Annotated in this window: 19 protein-coding genes; 8 read left to right on the top strand and 11 right to left on the bottom strand. The window is 51.7% G+C overall.

All coding sequences use genetic code 11. The features are described from left to right. Positions 1-193 precede the first annotated feature (193 nt). From suhB to CWE11_RS06860, 4 genes are all read right to left on the bottom strand, one after another. Entirely contained in the window at positions 194-994 is an 801-nt protein-coding gene (gene suhB, locus CWE11_RS06875) for an inositol-1-monophosphatase (protein ID WP_126776868.1), read from the bottom strand. A 343-nt stretch (positions 995-1,337) separates the two neighbouring features. Next, a complete protein-coding gene (locus tag CWE11_RS06870; protein WP_126776867.1) occupies positions 1,338-3,140 on the bottom strand; it encodes a DUF1302 domain-containing protein in 1,803 nt (600 codons plus the stop codon). A 192-nt stretch (positions 3,141-3,332) separates the two neighbouring features. Further along, positions 3,333-4,265: an electron transfer flavoprotein subunit alpha/FixB family protein gene (locus tag CWE11_RS06865; protein ID WP_126776866.1), complete on the bottom strand. Its 933-nt coding sequence runs from the start codon at positions 4,263-4,265 to the stop codon at positions 3,333-3,335. Beyond that, complete coding sequence (locus CWE11_RS06860) at positions 4,262-5,011, bottom strand: electron transfer flavoprotein subunit beta/FixA family protein (RefSeq protein WP_126776865.1); 750 nt, start codon at positions 5,009-5,011, stop codon at positions 4,262-4,264. The genes CWE11_RS06865 and CWE11_RS06860 overlap by 4 nt, the downstream gene beginning before the upstream one ends. Before the next feature lie 175 nt (positions 5,012-5,186). Between CWE11_RS06860 and CWE11_RS06855 the strand changes: the two genes are divergently transcribed. Next, the gene (locus CWE11_RS06855; RefSeq protein WP_126776864.1) at positions 5,187-5,609 is read left to right on the top strand and encodes a SufE family protein; all 423 of its coding nucleotides are present in this window, start codon (positions 5,187-5,189) and stop codon (positions 5,607-5,609) included. Here the strand turns inward: CWE11_RS06855 and tcdA are convergent. The 6 genes from tcdA to rppH are packed head-to-tail and all read right to left on the bottom strand — an operon-like array spanning position 5,587 to position 11,693. Further along, on the bottom strand, positions 5,587-6,390 hold the full coding sequence (gene tcdA, locus CWE11_RS06850) for a tRNA cyclic N6-threonylcarbamoyladenosine(37) synthase TcdA (RefSeq protein WP_198675613.1): 804 nt from the start codon (positions 6,388-6,390) through the stop codon (positions 5,587-5,589). The two genes, CWE11_RS06855 and tcdA, sit on opposite strands and share 23 nt — an antisense overlap. Positions 6,391-6,402: 12 nt before the next feature. Continuing rightward, positions 6,403-7,236 carry a thymidylate synthase gene (locus CWE11_RS06845; RefSeq protein ID WP_126776863.1) on the bottom strand — a complete coding sequence of 278 codons (834 nt, stop codon included), beginning with the start codon at positions 7,234-7,236 and terminating at the stop codon, positions 6,403-6,405. Continuing rightward, a complete protein-coding gene (gene lgt / locus CWE11_RS06840) occupies positions 7,236-8,087 on the bottom strand; it encodes a prolipoprotein diacylglyceryl transferase (RefSeq protein WP_126776862.1) in 852 nt (283 codons plus the stop codon). Before lgt ends, CWE11_RS06845 begins: the two co-directional genes overlap by 1 nt. Before the next feature lie 19 nt (positions 8,088-8,106). Next, positions 8,107-8,901 (bottom strand): sulfite exporter TauE/SafE family protein, encoded by a 795-nt coding sequence (locus tag CWE11_RS06835; protein WP_126776861.1) that lies wholly within the window; start codon positions 8,899-8,901, stop codon positions 8,107-8,109. Further along, positions 8,901-11,174 (bottom strand): phosphoenolpyruvate--protein phosphotransferase, encoded by a 2,274-nt coding sequence (ptsP, locus tag CWE11_RS06830; RefSeq protein ID WP_126776860.1) that lies wholly within the window; start codon positions 11,172-11,174, stop codon positions 8,901-8,903. The genes CWE11_RS06835 and ptsP overlap by 1 nt, the downstream gene beginning before the upstream one ends. 3 nt (positions 11,175-11,177) lie before the next feature. Continuing rightward, positions 11,178-11,693 carry an RNA pyrophosphohydrolase gene (rppH, locus tag CWE11_RS06825; RefSeq protein WP_126776880.1) on the bottom strand — a complete coding sequence of 172 codons (516 nt, stop codon included), beginning with the start codon at positions 11,691-11,693 and terminating at the stop codon, positions 11,178-11,180. Positions 11,694-11,866: 173 nt separating this feature from the next. Between rppH and mutH the strand changes: the two genes are divergently transcribed. Both mutH and CWE11_RS06815 read left to right on the top strand, forming a co-directional pair. Beyond that, a complete protein-coding gene (mutH, locus tag CWE11_RS06820) occupies positions 11,867-12,559 on the top strand; it encodes a DNA mismatch repair endonuclease MutH (protein WP_126776859.1) in 693 nt (230 codons plus the stop codon). Beyond that, positions 12,552-13,274, top strand: coding sequence for a DUF2982 domain-containing protein (locus CWE11_RS06815; protein WP_126776858.1), 723 nt, complete (start codon positions 12,552-12,554; stop codon positions 13,272-13,274). Before mutH ends, CWE11_RS06815 begins: the two co-directional genes overlap by 8 nt. On the opposite strand, the gene CWE11_RS06810 is transcribed toward CWE11_RS06815, so the two are convergent. Continuing rightward, complete coding sequence (locus CWE11_RS06810; protein ID WP_126776857.1) at positions 13,207-13,998, bottom strand: EAL domain-containing protein; 792 nt, start codon at positions 13,996-13,998, stop codon at positions 13,207-13,209. The two genes, CWE11_RS06815 and CWE11_RS06810, sit on opposite strands and share 68 nt — an antisense overlap. A gap of 218 nt (positions 13,999-14,216) precedes the next feature. Here CWE11_RS06810 and CWE11_RS06805 point away from each other — a divergent pair, with 218 nt between their 5' ends. From CWE11_RS06805 to CWE11_RS06785, 5 genes are read left to right on the top strand one after another with little or no spacing between them, the layout of a single operon-like run. Beyond that, positions 14,217-14,672 carry an ATP-dependent zinc protease family protein gene (locus CWE11_RS06805; RefSeq protein WP_198675612.1) on the top strand — a complete coding sequence of 152 codons (456 nt, stop codon included), beginning with the start codon at positions 14,217-14,219 and terminating at the stop codon, positions 14,670-14,672. Then, complete coding sequence (gene rimK / locus CWE11_RS06800) at positions 14,669-15,574, top strand: 30S ribosomal protein S6--L-glutamate ligase (protein WP_126776856.1); 906 nt, start codon at positions 14,669-14,671, stop codon at positions 15,572-15,574. Before CWE11_RS06805 ends, rimK begins: the two co-directional genes overlap by 4 nt. Before the next feature lie 15 nt (positions 15,575-15,589). Then, positions 15,590-16,621 carry a succinylglutamate desuccinylase/aspartoacylase family protein gene (locus CWE11_RS06795; RefSeq protein WP_126776855.1) on the top strand — a complete coding sequence of 344 codons (1,032 nt, stop codon included), beginning with the start codon at positions 15,590-15,592 and terminating at the stop codon, positions 16,619-16,621. Positions 16,622-16,637: 16 nt separating this feature from the next. Then, positions 16,638-17,675, top strand: coding sequence for a class I SAM-dependent methyltransferase (locus CWE11_RS06790; RefSeq protein ID WP_126776854.1), 1,038 nt, complete (start codon positions 16,638-16,640; stop codon positions 17,673-17,675). Then, positions 17,676-19,382 (top strand): ATP-binding protein, encoded by a 1,707-nt coding sequence (locus tag CWE11_RS06785; protein WP_126776853.1) that lies wholly within the window; start codon positions 17,676-17,678, stop codon positions 19,380-19,382. It abuts the gene before it with no gap. The last annotated feature ends 101 nt before the right edge of the window (positions 19,383-19,483 follow it).

Genomic DNA, 19,483 nt, shown 5'->3' with positions numbered 1-19,483 from the left:
TGCGGTTCAGCTAGTGATTCCCCTTACCGGGCTCACAGAGGACTCTCACCTCCAAGTCATCCTGTCAGTACCACCTGTACAGGAATAGCACCCGTCAGGGCGCAACGCGCCGTGCCCGGCGCACAACAAGAAACGCCGGCACCTCTTCAGGGCCGGCGTTTTACGTTGTTCTCTAAGCCTTTTGCTGTCGCGGTTATTTCAACAAGGCGGCTGGCAATAGCGGACGCATTTTGCTCACCATTCCTTGTAAAACACGAGGCGATGCTGCCACGATATTACCTGAATTTTGATGATTCATACCGCCACCAAAATCGGTCACAACACCACCCGCTTCGCGCACAAGCAACTCACCCGCAGCCGTATCCCACAATTTAAGACCCGCTTCCCAGTAGCCATCCACACGACCTGCAGCCACATAAGCCAGATCCAGAGCGGCTGAACCCGCACGACGCACATCCGCAGCTTGCTCAAAAAATGAATTGAATACCTTTTGATAGTCCGGCAACAAATGCTTGAGTTTGAATGGGAATCCCGTTGCAAGGAGGGTGCCTTCCAATTCTTTTCGAGCCGAAACGCGAATGCGGTATCCGTTCAATTGTGCTCCCGCACCACGACTTGCAGTGAACATTTCTTCGCGCACGGGATCATACACAACAGCGTGTTGTGTAACGCCTTTATGCATAAGCGCAATCGAGATACAGAAGTGCGGGATTCCGCGCATGAAGTTGGTGGTGCCATCGATCGGGTCGATCACCCACAGGTACTCTCCCTTCGCATGATGCGCGCCAGACTCTTCTGCGAGGAAATCGTGGTCTGGGTAAGATTTTTGAATGGTCGCGATGATGGTCTGTTCGCAGGCTTTGTCGATGTTCGTGACAAAGTCGTTAGCGCCTTTTTCTTCATACTCGACTTGGTCGGGTTGTTGAAAAGATTTCATGGCGACACGGCCGGCTGCACGTGCAGCACGCACCGCAATATTTAACATTGCATGCATGGGAGGTTCCTGTACTGGCAAAGAGCGAGTGAAAAATCGGCGGCATTATATGCAATCCCAATGCGGAATACAACCAAGGGCTTCGGAGGTCGCGGTGTATTACCTCCGCTGCGCTGGGTTTTGCTCGGGCGTGAATTCGCTCTTGGGCCCTTCGCGGGTTAGTCCCTCTGCAGGGACGCCGTGAACCCATCCATGGGGGCTTGACTGCCGCATCCATGCGGCAGACACCCTGCAGAGGGACTAACCCACTCCGGGCCACGCGAAATCCCCCTTGAGCAAAACCCAGCGCAGCTGAGGTCACAAAAAAGGCTCCCGGAGGAGCCTTTTGGAATTTCGTTGTCGTTTAGAATGACATCGAGAAGCTAGCAGAGATGTGGTCACGGTCCTGCATTGGATCGTAATCCGCGCCTTGATAGCGGTTGTAACCCACTGTGATCCGGTATTTGTTGCTCAAGTAGTTCGCGTCAAGCAACAGACCCAAGTTCTGGCGACCTTCGATGAAGTTCGGGTTTGGTGAATACCCTTTCACATCATGGTTCCACGCGATCGTTGGGTTAATGTTCCAGCCCATGAACGCATTCGAGAAGTTAAAGATAAAGCGTGTCCGATAACCCCACGAGAAGCTCGTGACAAACCCATCACAGTTCATGTTGCCAGCAGGGCTAGGATTACCTAGCGCCATTTGGTCAGCCACCGACAAACACTTGCCATACACTGGGCTGCGACCGAAACGCTGCTCATCAAGACCTGGTAGATCAGAAACGTAGTTGGCGCCCACTTCACCGATGAACGTCATCCGATCCGAGCCCCAGAGGCGCTCGAAGAAGTTTACGAAAGTCATCTGTGCTTGCCATACTTCGAGCTCTTCATAACCCCGAGCGCGATTCCCAACCGCAACGCCGTCTGGGCGTGCTTCGATTAAGCGCGGAGTAAACGTACTCGGCACTTCTGGGCGGAGACCCGCAGTCAAAATTTCAGTGGTGTTGATCTGCACCGCTTGATTTGGACGGTAGCTTACCTCACCTGACCATGACCACTCGCTCAGGGTGGTACTGAAGCTCACGCCATAAATCTCGTTATCTTCCGGATATTCAGCGTAGTACATCGGTCCTAGCTGAGAGACCACGTTATTGCTGAAGTTATTCGTCCGCCAATCGGTCGCGGAAATAATCGGCGCCGTGTTGTGAACGTTCAGGTAGTAAAAACCAAATTCCGTGTCGAGATCCATCGAGTAGTAGCGTGCTGAAACACCAAAACTCCCCGTGTCACTCGCTTCCACATCGTCTGTCCGAGTCAGGTACAAACCAGCTTCAACTGACTCACGGTCGCTCAAGAAACGACCCGGCGCCACCTCTGGATTCAGGGTGACTTTGTTACAGCCTGGGCCACCCAAAATATCAACGGTCGAGAAGAAGGTTCCGCATCCGTCGAGCTTGGTGTTATCCCACTCGAACTGCCAGAACGCATCCAAACTCCACGCATCGCTTAAACCGATCGATGTGCTCACCATGCCGACCGGCAACAGGGCTTCACGCACTTCAGCACCGGGACGGCGGGCCGCGTTTACGTCTAGTGGGTTAATCGAGTTCACACCGTTAAAGATGAAGGTACTCTCACCCCAGCTCAACACTTGACGTCCCACCCGCAAATCGACCGGGCTATTGCCTAAATCGAAGCTGGTGTAATAGAAGGCGTCGAGAAGGTTGATGCCCTTCCCTTTGGAGTAATCATCAAAAGAGTTTGGGTCAAGGCGCACATCAGGGAAGTAGTTGGTTCCTGTATGGCCATGCGCTACGCCTTCTCGCTCCAACACTGCGTCGTACCAGTAGTTAAACCGAATGAAGACGCCACCAGCGTTCTGAGTGCGAATATCTACATCGTGAATGCCACGAAAAACCCAAGAGGTTAAGTCACCCCGATCGAAGTTCAGGTTACCATCGTCGGCAACGCCTGATTGGCCCAAGCCACCTTCAAAGTTTCCTGGGTGCAGCACCCGAATATCACGCTGACCTGTCCGCCACGTTGCGCCCACGGAAAACGTGGAATCGAACGATACTTCGAACGGACCTGCAGAAAAATCAGCGGCCTGTGCAGGCATTGCAATTGCAAGTGCGACAGCAGAGGCAAGAGGGAGTTTTTTAAACATAGTTGTTTTTCTTTTCATTGTTGTTGCCACCTATCCTGCGTACCCCGAACTGGGAGTCCCTGGCTAATGACTGTGCAAAAATCATGTCTGATTAATCATGATTTCGCAAGTATTTACACCCATTTAACCAACTTTTTTGTAATACTTTATTAACAAGCAGGTTAGCAGAGGACCGACCTGCTTGTCACGCAGTTAAGATAAAGCGCTTTCGAGTTGTGGTAGCACCTCAAATAAATCAGCCACTAGGCCATAATCCGCGACCTGAAAAATAGGCGCTTCTTCATCTTTATTAATGGCAACAATGACTTTGGAGTCTTTCATTCCCGCAAGGTGCTGTATTGCTCCACTGATTCCCACCGCAATATACAGCTCTGGAGCGACGATTTTGCCGGTCTGACCGACCTGCATATCGTTCGGGACAAAACCCGCGTCAACCGCAGCGCGTGATGCGCCAATTGCTGCGCCTAGCTTATCCGCTACCTTTTCTAGCAATGCAAAGTTCTCACCGTTTTGCATGCCGCGTCCACCGGAGATCACCACCCGAGCTGCCGCCAAATCAGGACGCTCCGACGCCGCGACTTGCTCGCCAACGAAGCGCACTTTATCTGATTCGAAAACTGCATCAAGTGACGTGACCAAACCTTGGCCACCGTCGGCTGCCACCGCATCGAAGGCCGTAGCACGAACGGTAATGACTTTCACCGCTTGCTGACATTGAACTGTGGCAATCGCATTACCCGCGTAAATTGGACGACGGAACGTATCCGGCGCTTCAACTGAGATGATGTCCGAAATCTGGGCAACATCGAGCAAAACGGCAACACGCGGCATGAAGTTTTTACCCGTGGTGGTCGCAGGAGCCACAATATGGCTGTAGCCCTCAGCGAGGCTGACCACCAACGCACTGATATTCTCGGCCAGCTGATGTGCATAGGCCGCATGATCGGCACAGAAAACCTTTTGTACACCGGCAGCTTGCGCTGCTGCTTCAGCGACCGCACCACAGCCTTCGCCGGCCACCAACACATGGACGTCATCACCCATAGCTTGTGCTGCAGTCAGGGTCTTCAGCGTGGCTGGATTGAGCGTTTTATTATCGTGTTCTGCAATGACTAAAATGCTCATAATACTTTTGCCTCGTTTTTCAATTTCTCAACCAACTCTGCTACGTCTGCAACTTTCACCCCAGCGCTGCGCTCTGCAGGCGGCTCTACTTTTAACAGCGCAACCTTTGCCGCAAGCTCAACGCCCAAGTCCGCTGGCGTTTTCACGTCTAGCGGCTTCCGCTTCGCTTTCATAATATTTGGCAGCGATGCATAGCGCGGCTCGTTTAAACGCAGATCGGTGGTCACCACGGCAGGTAACGTGAGCTCAACGGTTTGCAGTCCACCGTCCACTTCACGCGTGACTTGCACTTTGCCATCGTTAATCTTCACTTCCGAAGCGAAGGTTCCTTGTGGCATATCGGTCAATGCAGCAAGCATCTGACCGGTTTGGTTGTTATCTGAATCAATCGCTTGCTTGCCCAAGATAACCAGCTGCGGCTGCTCTTCGGCAACTACTTTACTGAGTAATTTTGCAGCGCCCAAAGAATCGGGCATCGTGTCTGTCTCGACGTGAATGCCGCGGTCGGCACCGAGTGCTAATGCGGTGCGGATTTGCTCCTGGCACGCTTTCGGTCCAATCGATACCACCACAATCTCTTCCGCAGTGCCTTTCTCTTTCAGGCGCACGGCCTCCTCCACTGCGATTTCACAGAAAGGGTTCAACGCCATTTTAACGTTGCTTAAGTCCACATCGGACTGATCGGCTTTCACACGGACCTTGACGTTGTAGTCAATGACGCGCTTTACCGCGACCAAGATTTTCATAACTTCTTCCTTCTCGTCATTCATACGTCAAACAGACATAAGCGTGCATTATGTAAAAGCGGCCTGCACGAAACAAGTGATCAGGCTATAATGCGCGCAAAATTCAGTTGAATAGAGTGTCAACTCAAGCTGGCACCCTGTTTTAAAACATACTTACCGGCGTAGGCACCGAATCATGGCACTCTCCCAACCATTCCCAAACAGCGCACAACTTCAAGCCGATCTGATTGCGCTTCGTCAATGGGAACAGCGACTTCGGTATTTACTACTGCTGGGGCGTGATTATCCTCATACGGACATTATGCGGCCAGAGTTTAGTGTGTTCGGCTGCGAGGCGGCCGTTTGGGTTAATATCCAAGCAGATCACTCAAACACGGAGACTCGGTGGTGGTTTGTCAGTCACAGTGAATCTCGGCTCGTTGCCGGTTTATTGCTGGTACTCCTTGCGCCTATTCAGGGGAAAACGCGCGATGAAGTAAGCGCATTCCAAGCGGCCGATTGGCTGCAGGCATGTGGTCTCGAGCAGCAGTTGAGTCCTTCTCGCAATAACGGGCTTCATCGGGTCTTAAAGACCGTCAAGAGCTCGGTGTGTGCTTAGGAAGGACCCGTTCCATCAATTTGCTTGCCGCCAGCAAACCAAAACTCGCAGTCACCATCATGGATGCTCCAAATCCTGTCGCACAATCGAGTCGCGTTGCTTCATGCCCCGGTTTAGCGTAAGAAACATCACCACCTAGCACTGGGTACCGCAATTGTTCTGTTGAATACACGCAATCAATCCCAAACTTGCGCTTAGGATTCTTACTAAACCCATGATCACGACGCAATTGATTGCGTACTTTTGCCATCAGTGGGTCTTGCGTCACCTTGGAAATATCCGCAATGGCTAATGCGGATGGATCAATCTGTCCACCCGCACCTCCCGTGGTGACGATCGGGATTTTACTCCGCTTACACCATACCAACAGGGCAATTTTGGCACGCAAACTATCAATTGCATCCAATACCCCATCGGGACGCTCAGCGAACACCTCGGATAAATTGTCAGGGGTGACGAAGTCGTCAATGATCCGCAGCTCCAAGGATGGATTGATATCGCGTAAACGGGCAGCCACGACTTCGGTCTTTGGTTGGCCCACCGTTGATGTGAACGCATGGGACTGCCGATTGGTATTGCTCAGGCACACATCATCCAAGTCGATGAGAGTGAGTTTTCCCACACCCGTTCGTGCGAGCGCTTCGGCGGCCCACGAACCGACACCTCCAAGACCCACGACGGCGAGGTGCAGTTGTCGGATGTGCGCCGCCTGTTGAACTCCATACAGGCGTTCAATTCCACCAAAGCGACGTTGCCACTCCTGCAAATCTGTCTCGTTCATTACCCGTACCGTTTAGATAGCGACTGGCGCTTTGATATGTGGATGCGCTTGGTAGTTTACAAGCTCAAAATCATCATAGGTGAACGCAAACAGGTCCTTCACGTCTGGATTTAAACGCATTTGTGGAAGCGGATGAGGTTCGCGACTTAATTGCAGCTTAGCTTGCTCCAAATGATTGGAATAAAGATGTGCATCGCCAAACGTATGAATAAACTCGCCGAGCTCCAGTTCACACACTTGCGCAACCATCATCGTAAAGAGTGCGTAGCTTGCAATGTTAAAAGGCACACCTAAAAAGATATCCGCACTTCGCTGATAAAGCTGACACGACAACTTGCCGTCTGCGACATAAAACTGGAATAGCGTATGGCAAGGAGGTAACGCTTGCTTGCCGGCTGCCGCATTTTCCCGTGGGGTCATTCGCGTATCGGGTAGAAGTGCCGGATTCCATGCACTAATTAACAAACGACGAGAATCAGGGTTGCGCTTAATCTGCGCTATAAGTTCGCTGATTTGATCGACAGTACCACCATCCGGTGTCGGCCAGTTGCGCCACATCGCACCATACACGGGGCCTAAATCGCCATCTTCGGTCGCCCATTCATCCCAAATACTTACACCATTCTCTTTGAGGTACTGAATATTGGTTTCGCCTTTCAAAAACCACAACAGCTCATGAATGATTGAGCGCAAGTGACACTTTTTTGTGGTCACCAGGGGAAAGCCAGCGGCCAGGTCAAAACGCATCTGATAGCCAAAAATACTGCGTGTGCCAGTTCCAGTCCGATCTTCTTTTACGGTCCCATGCTCAAGAACATGGCGCATTAAATCCAAATATTGACGCATTACGAACCTCGTTTCTTTTTGGGTTGTGCTTGCTTTGTTTTCTTGGCGGGAGGCGGCGTCGAAGCACTGAAGCGTCCTTGATATGCCAGCGTCATCAAAATAGCCCCAGCAATGATCATTGGGATGGAGAGCCACTGTCCCATCGTAAACACACCTAACATTCCAAGATGCGCATCTGGCTCCCGGAACAGTTCCGTAATCATTCGCGCGGTACCATACCCGACCAAGAATAGACCACCAACTGCACCCACTGGACGGGGCTTGCGGCTAAATGCCCAGAGAATTAGAAAAAGGACTAAACCTTCTGCAAATGCCTGGTAAAGCTGGGATGGATGACGTGGCAAAGGTCCTCCGGTTGGGAATACCATAGCCCACGGAACATCGGACACGCGTCCCCAGAGCTCGCCATTAATAAAGTTGCCAATTCGTCCGGCTCCCAAACCGACGGGTACCAAGGGAGCAACGAAGTCACCGACACTTAAAATCGAACGGTTGGTTTTGATTGCGTAGATGACGATTGCCGTAATTGCCCCAATTAATCCACCATGGAACGACATACCACCTTCCGCAAATCGGAATAAATAAAGCGGGTCACTCACCACGGTGGGGAATTGATAAAATAGCGCATACCCGACCCGACCACCGACGATGAGCGCGATGAATCCCCAGAACAACAAGTCCTGCCAGTTCTCACGACTCCAATTCGGATCGCGATCGGCTTGGCGATTCCCCCACCAATAGGCAAAGCCAGCACCGACCAGATACATCAGACCATACCAATGGACAGCGAGCGGTCCGAGTGAGATAGCCACGGGATCCCAACCTGGAAACTGCAAATAATCTGAACTCATGACGTGAAAGCCTATATCCCTACGAAATAAATAAATGGACCGCAATGGTGATTAAGAGTACCGCAAAAGCTCGCTGTAAGTAACGCACTGGAAGTCGATGAGCGATCGACGCACCCACGCGCGCAAAAACCGCCGAGGTCGCCACGATAGCAAGCCATGCGGGTAAATACACATAGCCAACCAACCCCGGAATCGAGGCATCCCCTAAGTCGGGACGGCCCAGCATATAGGTGAGAGTCCCGACCGCGGCCAATACCACACTTGTGACAGCAGCAACCGCCACGGCGTTGCGCATCGCGATTTGATAAAAATGAAGCAGTGGAACCACGAGCGCACCACCACCAATCCCAACAAGCGCTGAAACCACACCAATCACCGCCGACCACGCACGAACAATCCAATTGGGCGGACCGCCCTCACGTTTACTCGGCTGTCGCTTCCAAATCATGCGCAGTGCCAGCAGCGACAGGATTACCGCGAATATGCGCTGGAGTAATTCCGGTGCGAGCTGAGTGCCCAAATAAGCGCCGAGGAAGCCCCCTAAAATCAAAGTAGGTAGGATCACGCGAACCCAGGGCCACAACACATAACCGCGCTTTGCATGCCCTCGCGCACTCGCCAACGTGGTGATCATAATGGTCGCGAGGCTCGTTCCAATCGCTGTGGGGACAACGATACTGGCAGGTAAGCCAAGGCTCGGTAATAGGTAAATCAGGAGTGGGACAATCAAGACACCACCACCGATGCCAAGCATACCTGAAAGCAATCCTGCAAAAACGCCCGCGATCACACACATCAGCAGACTGATCAGCATTACTTACCTGCCCTTACGAAGCCGCCCAGACCGAGAGCCTCAAGTTTTAAGGTGACCAACCGACGCACTTGGTCTGGATGTGAACACGACAATGCTTGCGTCAGAAGCACCTGCAGTACGTTGCTATCCACATGGCGCAGAATCCAGCGAATCTTATCAAGATTATGCGTACTCATCGACAGCGTTCGATAGCCCATCGCCACGAGCAGAAGTGCCCCACCTGGGTCCCCGGCCATTTCCCCACAGACACTCACTGGCTTTCGCAATTCCTCACAGCGTTCAACAATATGTTGCAGCGCGTGAAGCAATGCAGGGTTGTAGGTATCGTAGAGGCTAGCCACCCGCGCATTATTACGGTCCACTGCGAACAAATACTGGGTTAAATCATTGGTACCCACTGAGAAGAAATCGACTTTTTTTGCTACCGCTTCCAATTGATACAAAAGCGCTGGAACCTCGACCATAACGCCTACCAGCGGCCGAGTCAGCTGTTCTTGCTTATCGCTTTGCGCGAGCTCATTTCGGACTTCGAAGTACGCTTGATTAATCAACCGTGTCGCTTCATCGACTTCATCGAGCGTGGTGATCATCGGGAGCAGAATGTTTAGATTCTCATACCCCACGCTCGCCCTAAGCATGGCGCGTACTTGCACCAAGAAAATCTCGGGGTGGTCTAGGGTCATGCGGATTCCGCGCCAGCCCAGAAACGGGTTTTCTTCCTGAATCGGAAAATACGGCAATGGCTTATCACCACCGATATCGAGCGTCCGCATCACGACGGGAACCTTTTTGTGAGCTCGGAGCGTTTGACGATAGAGATCCAATTGCTCTTTTTCCGTTGGAAACCGCTCGCGCATCATAAACGGAATCTCGGTTCGATAAAGGCCAATGCCTTCATAGTGTCCCCAGCGATCCTGACCATGCTCAACGTTCATTCCAGCATTGACTTGCAAGCTCACCCGCACACCGTCCTCGGTTTGCGCGGGTTGATCTCGCCCTTCTGCAACAATTGCTGCAAGCTCGAGTTCTTCGTTACGAAGTACCTCGTACTCTTCGAGAAGTTGCGCGGGCGGGTTGACAAACACATCACCGCTGTAGCCATCGACGATCAGTTCGCGTTCCGATAAATAGGTCAGCGGGACTTCATTGATTCCGAACACGGCAGGGATACCCATGCTGCGTGCCATAATTGCCGCATGCGAGTTTGCAGAACCATGAAGTGATACTAAACCCTGTAATTTATCCCGCGGGACCGATGCCAACATGCTGGCTGTCACTTCATCTGCAACCAAAATGCACGATTCAGGGAAACTTTGTTGGGCTCCATTCCGTTCTTGCAAATACGAGAGAATTCGTTGTCCGAGGTCTCGCACATCAACCGCGCGCTCACGCAAGTAGGGATCGTCAAGACCTTCAAACTGTGCAACAAAATCTTCGACCACCATCTTCACGGCGGTTTGTGCCATCCAGCCATCTTTGATTTTTTTCTCGACCGCATCCCCAAGGCTAGCCGCATCCAACATGCCTTGGTAAACATCAAAAATGGCGAGGGTATCCTCCGCAACATACTCGGCTACTTGTTCCGCCAAGCTGCGTAACTCCATGCGGGTCTGAAGCACCGCCTTCCGGAACTTGTGAATCTCACGCCAGGGATACTCGGTGCGCCGAGGGACGACCGAACTCAGTGTTGCTGCAGGTTTTCCGATAAAGGCTTGTCCAATGGCAACCCCGGGGGCGCCGGCCAGTCCGGTTAAGTTGCGCAACCATGGCGAGTGTTGCCCTGTGACCAGTCCTTTCGCTTCAGCGTGGGCAATGACAGCAGCAAGCTGTGCCGCCAGTGTCACCACAAATGCTTCTTCCTCGCCCGAAAATGCGCGTGCTTTTTTTTGCTGAACCGCTAGGACACCGAGGACTTTACGTTGGTGAATAATGGGCGCAACCAGCATTGCGCGGTAGGCTTCTTCACCCACCGATTCGACCAACTTAAAATTGGGATGCTCCGCGGCGTTCGCGAAGTTGAGGGGTTCTTCTCGTTGTGCCGCGAGGCTTATGAGACCCTCGCCGAATTGGAGACTAACACGTTGATGAGTATCTAATTTTAGGCCTTCAGTGGCCATCAAAACAAACTCTTGGCGATCGTGATCCGCAAGATAAACACTGCAAACATCACTTCCAAGCGCCGCGCGAACTCGATTGACAATAGCGCGCAGCGCCGAATCAAGATCCGGAGCCTGATTCACGACCTCTACTATGCGCTGCAGCGTTGTCAGCATAATCTATCGCTTTCGTTTATGACGTTTTGGACGTGGTTTCCCTCGAAAAGGCATCGCGACGTGAGCGAACTCTTTCATCACTCGGCGGTATACATCGCGCTTAAACGCGACGACCTGGCGAACCGGATACCAATAGCTTACCCAGCGCCAACCATCGAACTCAGGGTGACCTGATTGCAGTACGTCGACCTCGGACTCAGGACATGTGAGTTTGAGCAAGAACCATTTTTGCTTTTGGCCAATACAAACTGGCTTAGCTCCTTTACGAACGAGTCGTTTCGGAAGTCGGTAGCGATACCAGGTGCGACTCGTGTAAACAATTTCTACCTGCTCTGGCCGCAGTCCAACTTCTTCGTAGAGCTCACGATACATCGCTTGTTCCGGAGTTTCGCCATCGTCGATTCCTCCTTGGGGGAACTGCCAACTTTGCTGGCCAAAGCGTCGTGCCCAAAAAACTTGCCCTTGCTCGTTACATATCACTATGCCGACATTTGAACGATATCCCTCGGCATCAATCACGCGAGCATCCTCATAAATTCCTCTTGAGTCCGATTCTTCCATAAAGCAGGCCCCGCGGCAAATATCTTCACATGCGCCTTGGCCGACTTCACTTCATACACAATTGCGCCTGAGACTTGCACCCTGCCGGTGAAGTCCATACCATGAACCCCGATTAACAACGAGTAAATGTCGTGGCTTTAACTGTACCCTCCGCACCACCCAAACATCTTGCTGAATTGCAGGCGCGAGCGCATGCACTGACAGGATACACGTTTGCTGATCTTGCACATGTTGCAGGATGGCAGGTCCCTGCTGATTTTCGCAAAGCAAAAGGCTGGACGGGGCAACTTATTGAGCTTTTTTTGGGGGCCACCGCAGGGTCAAAACCTGAACAAGACTTTCCAGACCTCGGGGTTGAATTAAAGACAATTCCCATCACCCCGGACGGCAAACCCCTTGAGACCACGTATGTTTGCATTGCGCCACTGACCGGTTACAACGGTGTCGAATGGGAAACCTCCAATGTGCGCAATAAATTACGCCATGTCCTATGGATTCCTGTCGATGGTCGTCGCCAGATTCCAATTCCAGAACGGATCGTCGGTGTCCCTATCCTATGGCAGCCCAGTCTTGAAGAAGAAGCCATTTTAAAAGCTGACTGGGAGGAACTCACCGAGTTCATTACCCTAGGGCGGGTTGACCAAGTGACTGCACGCCATGGCACGGCCCTTCAATTGCGCCCGAAAGCAGCAAATGCCCGCGTCGCAACACGCAGTGTCGGCCCGGACGGGGCACCCGTGCAAACGCTTCCGCGCGGCTTTTATCTAAAAACACATTTCACGCAGCGCATACTGCGCCATGCGCTAGGACTGACTGATGGCTGAACAACCCGCAAATACCTCAATGCCCGAACAAATTGTGCATCCGCAAGCAAAACGCAATGGTCTGGTCATCACCGTGCTGGGGGGAAGTTTGTTGGTTGCCACATTCCTGTGCAATGCAATCTTTCAGGAATTTCCGCTTGCCTTGCTGATCACCGGCACCGGTTTTTCACTGGTTACCCTAGCCGTGGGGATTGGCAAGCTGATCGAGCCCCCCGCGTCGTTGATCATGAATCCTAAAGCGATCGTTTATCAACATCGAAAAGGACAATGGCAGTTAACCTGGGACAATATTCAACGGATTGGAATTCCGACGATTCAGCGCGGCATTGATCGAATTGAAGTCCCAGTGATCGGTTTTCGGCTGCATTCGTATGACGCCTTGCTACAGAACATCGACAAGCGCATGGCGGTCCATGTTTTGCTCGAACAACGTCAGCTCCTCGTGGTGGCCCTGCGGGCTGAGAAGCCCGACTTGGAAGATTTCACGCCCTATTTTGATGTTCCTTCAAAATACAAAACGGACTCCGAGACGATCTACGATGGTGTGCTCGCGTCTTTTGCACTGCGCATGCAGCACATGCGTGAGCTGCTCGGATATGACCTGTTTATTTCCGACAATGCGCTGGACCGTCCCGCAGAAGAATTCGTTAATTATCTTCGGGAACTACAAGCGACGCGCAGTGACTATCTTGTAGACGAGTCGTCCGCTGAGTAAACGGGTTCGTCAGTCCTTCGATCAGTGGCTTACTGAAATAGTATCCCTGCATCAGCTGAACACCTTGGTCGAACAAAAAGCTGTATTCATCGTGGGTTTCAACACCCTCAGCGACAATGCAGATTTCAAGTTCCCGAGCCACGCTCAGAATACCCCGTAAAATAGTCTGTGAAACGCGACGCTGGTGAATATTTCGGATCAGCGCCATGTCGAGTTTAATCATGTCCGGCTGAAACTCAGCAAGCAGATTGAGTCCCGCATAGCCTTCACCAAAATCATCAATGGTCGTTAAAAAACCATTTCGCTTGTAGGTTTCAAACACTTCAAGAAGGAGACTATGATTTTCAACCCGCTCATGCTCGGTGACTTCGAAGATAATGTTTTGATGGGGAAAATCGAGTTTCTTTGCCATCCGAAAGGTCCGCTCGAGGCAGGTTTCTGGCTCATAAATAGCATTGGGTAAGAAGTTAATGCTAAGTTTTTCCTGCATTTTTAATTTGGATGCCGTTTCAATTGCGGTGGTTCTGCAGGTTTGGTCAAAGCTGTAGATGTTATCGGAGTTCACCCGCGCAAGGACTTCCCCCGCACCTTCGCCATCTGCACCACGAACCAGCGCTTCGTACGCGTACACTTCTTTCTTTTGTACCTGTACGATCGGCTGAAACGCCATCTTAATTTTAAAGCCCATTCCTTTATAGCAATTACATTGCTCACAGACTGACATGAGTTTCACTCCATTCGGTTTTACGTTACATTTGCGCTATAACCTGTCAGCGACTGTGTGAATGTGGTGAGCGACTTCGTTGCAGCGCGGTCCTTCACTGCCACGCTATGTTTTGTCCGTGCGCACCCCATCGTGACAACATCACGATCGCCGATATATCGACAGCAATAAAACGAATGCCGATATACTTAAGATCAACTCTAACATGAGGTTTTTGCGTGAGCGAGCAAATACATCCAGAAAAAATAACCGGTTGGCGTGAATGGCTCGCCCTGCCCGATTTAGGCATCAACGCGATCAAAGCGAAAGTAGATACCGGTGCGCGTACATCTTGCTTGCACGCGTTTCGGCTGGAACCTTTTGAGCGAAACGGCGAAGAATGGCTGAAAATTTGGGTTCACCCCATTCAAAATGACCTGACCGAGCACGTATGTGAAGCGCCTGTACTCGAGCAGCGGGAAGTGACCGACTCGGGCGGGCACAAAGAAATTCGCTACGTCATTCGCACACGCGTACAAGTTGGCTTCGGACCATCGGCGGACGAATTTTTGGCTGAGCTCACCCTGACAAACCGTGATACAATGAAGTTTCGGATGTTACTCGGACGGCAAGCACTCAATGGGCGCTATCTCGTGGATCCGCAAGCGTCATATCTACAAGGAAAACCCTTATGAGAATCGCCATTCTCTCGCGCAATAAACATTTATATTCAACGCGTCGTCTGATTGAGGCGGGTGAAGCGCGTGGACACGAGATGCACGTTCTCGACCCATTACGTTGCTACATGAACATCAACGCCAAAGAACCAGAAATTCATGTCCGAGGGAAAATCCTGCCAGAATTTGATGCCGTCATTCCGCGAATTGGCGCGTCGATCACATTTTATGGAACTGCCGTTCTTCGTCAGTTTGAGATGATGGGTACCTACCCACTCAATGAGTCCGTTGCGATTAGTCGAAGCCGCGATAAACTGCGCTCATTGCAATTACTTTCCCGGAAAGGGATCGGCCTGCCAGTCACAGGCTTTGCCAGCAAACCAACCGATATTCCTGACCTGATTGATATGGTCGGCGGTGCCCCCCTGGTCATCAAGTTACTTGAAGGGACACAGGGGATTGGGGTGGTATTGGCGGAAACCCGCAAAGCAGCCGAGAGTGTGATTGAGGCGTTTATGGGGCTCAATGCCCATTTTATGGTGCAAGAATACATAAAAGAAGCGGGCGGTGCGGATCTCCGTTGCTTCGTGATCGGGGACAAAGTAATTGCTGCGATGAAGCGACAAGCCAAACCCGGGGAGTTTCGTTCAAATCTACACCGTGGCGGCAGCGCAACGCTGGTGAAATTAAGCCCTGCGGAACGTGCTACAGCTGTCAAAGCGGCAAAAACCATGGGGTTGAACGTTGCGGGGGTTGATATCCTTCGTTCAAATCACGGCCCACTGGTCATGGAAGTGAATTCCTCACCTGGTCTTGAAGGGATCGAAACTGCGACTGAGAAAGACGTCGCAAGTCAAATTATTACCTTTATTGAAAAGACGGCTAAGCAAAATCGTACGCGCACCAAAGGTCGCGGATAAGTAGGAACTCGCAGTATGGCTCGTAAACGCGCACTTCCTTTCGAATTGGGCGACCACGCGATCGCCCCTGGCACTCAAGAGCGTGTGCTTCTCCCCGCCGCACGCTTATATAGCGATACCCCCTTGGATTTGCACGTCGAAGTGCTGCACGGCGTTAAACCCGGGCCGGTTCTTCTCGTGTGTGCCGCCATTCATGGTGACGAACTCAATGGTGTCGAGATCTGCCGCAGATTGATTCAAGTGATTGACCCGAAACAACTCACTGGAACCTTATTGCTTGTGCCGGTCGTCAATATGTTCGGATTTATCCAGCAAACCCGCTACCTGCCGGACCGTCGTGACTTAAATCGATGTTTCCCGGGTTCTGAGCGCGGTGCACTTGGGAGTCGCTTAGCGCACCTTTTCCGCACCAAACTGGTCGAACGGGCGACCCATATCATCGATCTTCACACGGGTGCGATTCACCGCAGCAATCTACCGCAAATTCGGGTAAATCTGGATAATCCCGAGGCAACTGCCATGGCGGAAGCGTTCAATTGTCCCGTGATCATGAATGCCAAAGACCGCGATGGCTCGCTCCGATCACAAGCATCAGAGCTGGGTATCCCTCTGATTTTATATGAGGCAGGAGAGGCGCTCCGGTTCGATTACTCAGCCATCAAAGCAGGGGTCAATGGCGTGACCAACGTCATGAAAATGCTCAAGATGATGAAAGGCCGTCGTACCCGTAAGAAAGTGACGCCGGTATTTGCCCAACGTTCGGTATGGATGCGAGCTGAAGGCGATGGTCTTGTCCTGCATAAGGTTTCTTTGGGGGATACTGTCGCACGAGGCCAACTGCTCGCGCACATCGCCCCCCCTCACGGTGGGGAACATACGAGCGTGTATGCGAGTGTCGGCGGCATTGTGATTGGAATCAGTAATATCCCAGTGAGTCATGAGGGTGAAGCACTGTTTCATATTGTCTGCTTTGATGCGGATGAAATACCCCATGCGTCCGAAATGGTCGATACCTTTGTTGAAGCGTATCCTGATCGTCCTAGTTAACCGATGAGTCCGTTCAATGCTTGATGCTGCAGCCCAACTTATTCTTCGGCAAGCCACTGAAATACAGGCCAATCGGCTTCTCGTGGTCAATCCCGCAGAAGGCACCATAGGAGCACTTCAGCACCATTGGCCGGAACGCGAACTCGATGTCTGGGCGTTGCATGTACGCGGTAAGCAGGGTGCGCTCCATTCAGTCTGCTTCGCAGCACAATTCGAATCACCCAAATCCGTTAACTATGACGGTGTGCTTGTATTTTTACCGAAGGAAAAACAATTAATGGCCATGCTGATGGCCAACCTGCGCGCGGTCGCTCAACCAGGAACGCCATTGTGGCTGTGCGGCCATAAAGATACGGGCATTAAATCTCAATTAAAGACGGAACACGAAGGCTGGGCCCCTTTTTATAAAATCGCCAACGGCAACCATTGCCAACTGCTTCGCACCGAGCTTCATCACGCGTGTCCATTCTCCCTCGAGGCGTGGTTAAGTCGCTATCAGATTTCACGGCCCGAGGGGGACATCACGGTCACGACCCTCCCGGGTGTTTTCAGCGCACAACATCTCGATGCGGGCACAGAACTGCTACTCGATCATTTGCCGCCTCATATCAGTGGTCACGTGCTCGACTTCGGCTGTGGTGCTGGCGTTATCAGTGCGGTCCTCGCGTTGCACCCTCAAGTCACGCAGATTAGCGCGCTTGATGTCAGTCCGCTCGCGTTAGCCGCAACTCAACTGACCTTGGCTCCTATCCTCCAACGCGAAGATGGTCTACCACAAAAGCAGCTCTCCCTGATCGGTTCGGATGGGCTGAGTGATTTTAACGGACCTGTCGACTGGATCGTGACCAATCCACCGTTTCACACCGGAAAACGCACGGATTACGAAATTACCCGAGATTTTATTAGGAAAAGCCGCACTATTCTGAGTCCTGGGGGAAGATTACTGCTCGTCGCGAATCGGTTTTTACCCTATCGTGAGCACCTGGAGGCCATTTATCGCCATGTCGATATCCTGGCTGAGAATTCAAAATTTACTGTCTGGAGCGCACATTAAGTGGCTACCCTGAAGCAGTCTGAGACGCCATCGAACACGCAGCAGAAGCGGCGCTTTGAGCGGTGGTCGCTCGTGCAACGTCTCAATGTGATTGTTTCTGGGATTGTCGCCTTTGCCTTGCTTATATTTATCGCGATGACGGCGCTCTGGGTTTCTAATTCAGAGCGCAATCAACTGGCCCAACAAACCACAACCCTTGCACAGCAAATTGCGAGTCAAGCCGCTGGAATTGAGATGGGTGAATCTCAACTACAAATGATGTTGAGCGGCCTTTCTCCCTATGAAAGCATCTTGCATGCCCACATTTATACCATCAGCCCCGATGGCGAAACCTTAACTTACCTGATCGGCTATCATCAACAAGGGCGCTCACCTCTGCCCAGCCAAGAGAACCAAATCGATGGCTCGGTGCAGCATGTATTTACATCCGATTACATACAAGTCACAGTCCCCATCTATCAAGACCGGAATCTTACCGGTGTGGTCATGCTCCGTTCTTCGTTGCATGGGGTAAAATCGCAGTTTCAACGTCATTTATCGTTCTCGCTCGGTATCTTTTTGGTCGTGATGCTCAGTGTGACTGTCGGTCTGCGATTCTTTACTCGCAGCCTCGAAACGAGCATTCATCGCTTCACACGAGCCATCGCCGATGCTAGTCAGACCAAAGAACGAACGCTGGATAACACGCCGTATTTACCCTCTGAGTTTTCCGAGCTACGGCACCAAGTTCGTCGTTTGCTGGAAAAGTACCGCCAAGAGCAACGTTATGCGGAGCACGCATCGGCTCAAGCACGCAACGCGACTGAACGTCTGGACTCGGAAGTAAGTGAGCGCACACATGCATTACTTGAAGCCAACCGCAGGTTGACGCAGGCGTTGGAGGAATTACATCAATATCAGCGCAAACGCTTAACCGAAGATAAGCTCGCTTCGCTGGGTGATGTGATTGCCGGTATTTCTCATGAGCTGAATACGCCCATTGGCGCTGCCATCACCGCTGCAACCCTTCTGGAGGATAAGCAGCGAGAACTTGAGGATGGATTGCTGGAGCATGAGCCCGAATCTCCAGAGCACTCCTCGTTGCTCGATAGCTTTTTTGAACAAGGGCGTGAAAGTCTGCGGATTATAAATAAGAACCTCGATCGGTGTGCAGAACTCGTGCGTCACTTTCAACAAATGGCGATGTTTAATCGTAACGATACACCCCACGAGGTCAATCTGCGCGCATGTGCTGAACGAACCATTGAACGCGTTGAAAATGCACTGGTGGTTCCAGAACACGTCCGCATTGTGCTCGAGTGCTCCGAAGATCAAACCGTTCAATTGCGCCCATTGGTGATGGAGCAGCTCCTCACCGAATTGATCGAAAACGTCATTCGACATGCAACCATTTATACGGATGATGGCGAACCGCTGCCGCTGACCACAACCATTCGTATTTGGATGGAACATGGTCAGATACTTGTGGAAGTCGCAGATGATGGCCGGGGTATCGCACCAGAGATTCTTGCCCGTATGTTCGAGCCCTTTGTGACCTCCGGTCGCTCGCAAGGCGATAAAGGCCTTGGTTTGTACCGAGTCTTCAATTGGCTCACCCACCTGTTGCATGGGGACGTGCAGTGTGAGAGCGATGTATTTGTCAAAAACGAAGACCGCCCGCATGGGACACGCGTGACGCTCTACATTCCCATGGAACCCTCAGCCTAATTTCCGGTCAACATGGCATCAAGTTGTTAAAAAAAAGGGGGGATAACTTGCATTATTCACTCCTGAAATCATATTCTTATATATTGAGCAAATTGCTAGCA

This window comes from Aliidiomarina sanyensis, assembly GCF_003987175.1.
Lineage (GTDB): Bacteria > Pseudomonadota > Gammaproteobacteria > Enterobacterales > Alteromonadaceae > Aliidiomarina > Aliidiomarina sanyensis.
This window is presented reverse-complemented; position numbering and strand designations above follow the sequence as displayed.

Excerpts from the sequence above, each read along its gene's own strand:
- suhB (WP_126776868.1), bottom strand. The coding sequence starts at position 994 with ATGCATGCAATGTTAAATATTGCGGTGCGTGCTGCACGTGCAGCCGGC.
- CWE11_RS06790 (WP_126776854.1), top strand. The coding sequence starts at position 16,638 with ATGCTTGATGCTGCAGCCCAACTTATTCTTCGGCAAGCCACTGAAATA.
- CWE11_RS06815 (WP_126776858.1), top strand. The coding sequence starts at position 12,552 with ATGGCTGAACAACCCGCAAATACCTCAATGCCCGAACAAATTGTGCAT.
- CWE11_RS06835 (WP_126776861.1), bottom strand. The coding sequence starts at position 8,901 with ATGCTGATCAGTCTGCTGATGTGTGTGATCGCGGGCGTTTTTGCAGGA.
- CWE11_RS06870 (WP_126776867.1), bottom strand. The coding sequence starts at position 3,140 with ATGTTTAAAAAACTCCCTCTTGCCTCTGCTGTCGCACTTGCAATTGCA.
- rimK (WP_126776856.1), top strand. The coding sequence starts at position 14,669 with ATGAGAATCGCCATTCTCTCGCGCAATAAACATTTATATTCAACGCGT.
- ptsP (WP_126776860.1), bottom strand. The coding sequence starts at position 11,174 with ATGCTGACAACGCTGCAGCGCATAGTAGAGGTCGTGAATCAGGCTCCG.
- lgt (WP_126776862.1), bottom strand. The coding sequence starts at position 8,087 with ATGAGTTCAGATTATTTGCAGTTTCCAGGTTGGGATCCCGTGGCTATC.
- CWE11_RS06795 (WP_126776855.1), top strand. The coding sequence starts at position 15,590 with ATGGCTCGTAAACGCGCACTTCCTTTCGAATTGGGCGACCACGCGATC.
- tcdA (WP_198675613.1), bottom strand. The coding sequence starts at position 6,390 with ATGAACGAGACAGATTTGCAGGAGTGGCAACGTCGCTTTGGTGGAATT.
- CWE11_RS06865 (WP_126776866.1), bottom strand. The coding sequence starts at position 4,265 with ATGAGCATTTTAGTCATTGCAGAACACGATAATAAAACGCTCAATCCA.
- CWE11_RS06860 (WP_126776865.1), bottom strand. The coding sequence starts at position 5,011 with ATGAAAATCTTGGTCGCGGTAAAGCGCGTCATTGACTACAACGTCAAG.
- CWE11_RS06855 (WP_126776864.1), top strand. The coding sequence starts at position 5,187 with ATGGCACTCTCCCAACCATTCCCAAACAGCGCACAACTTCAAGCCGAT.
- CWE11_RS06810 (WP_126776857.1), bottom strand. The coding sequence starts at position 13,998 with ATGTCAGTCTGTGAGCAATGTAATTGCTATAAAGGAATGGGCTTTAAA.
- CWE11_RS06845 (WP_126776863.1), bottom strand. The coding sequence starts at position 7,236 with ATGCGTCAATATTTGGATTTAATGCGCCATGTTCTTGAGCATGGGACC.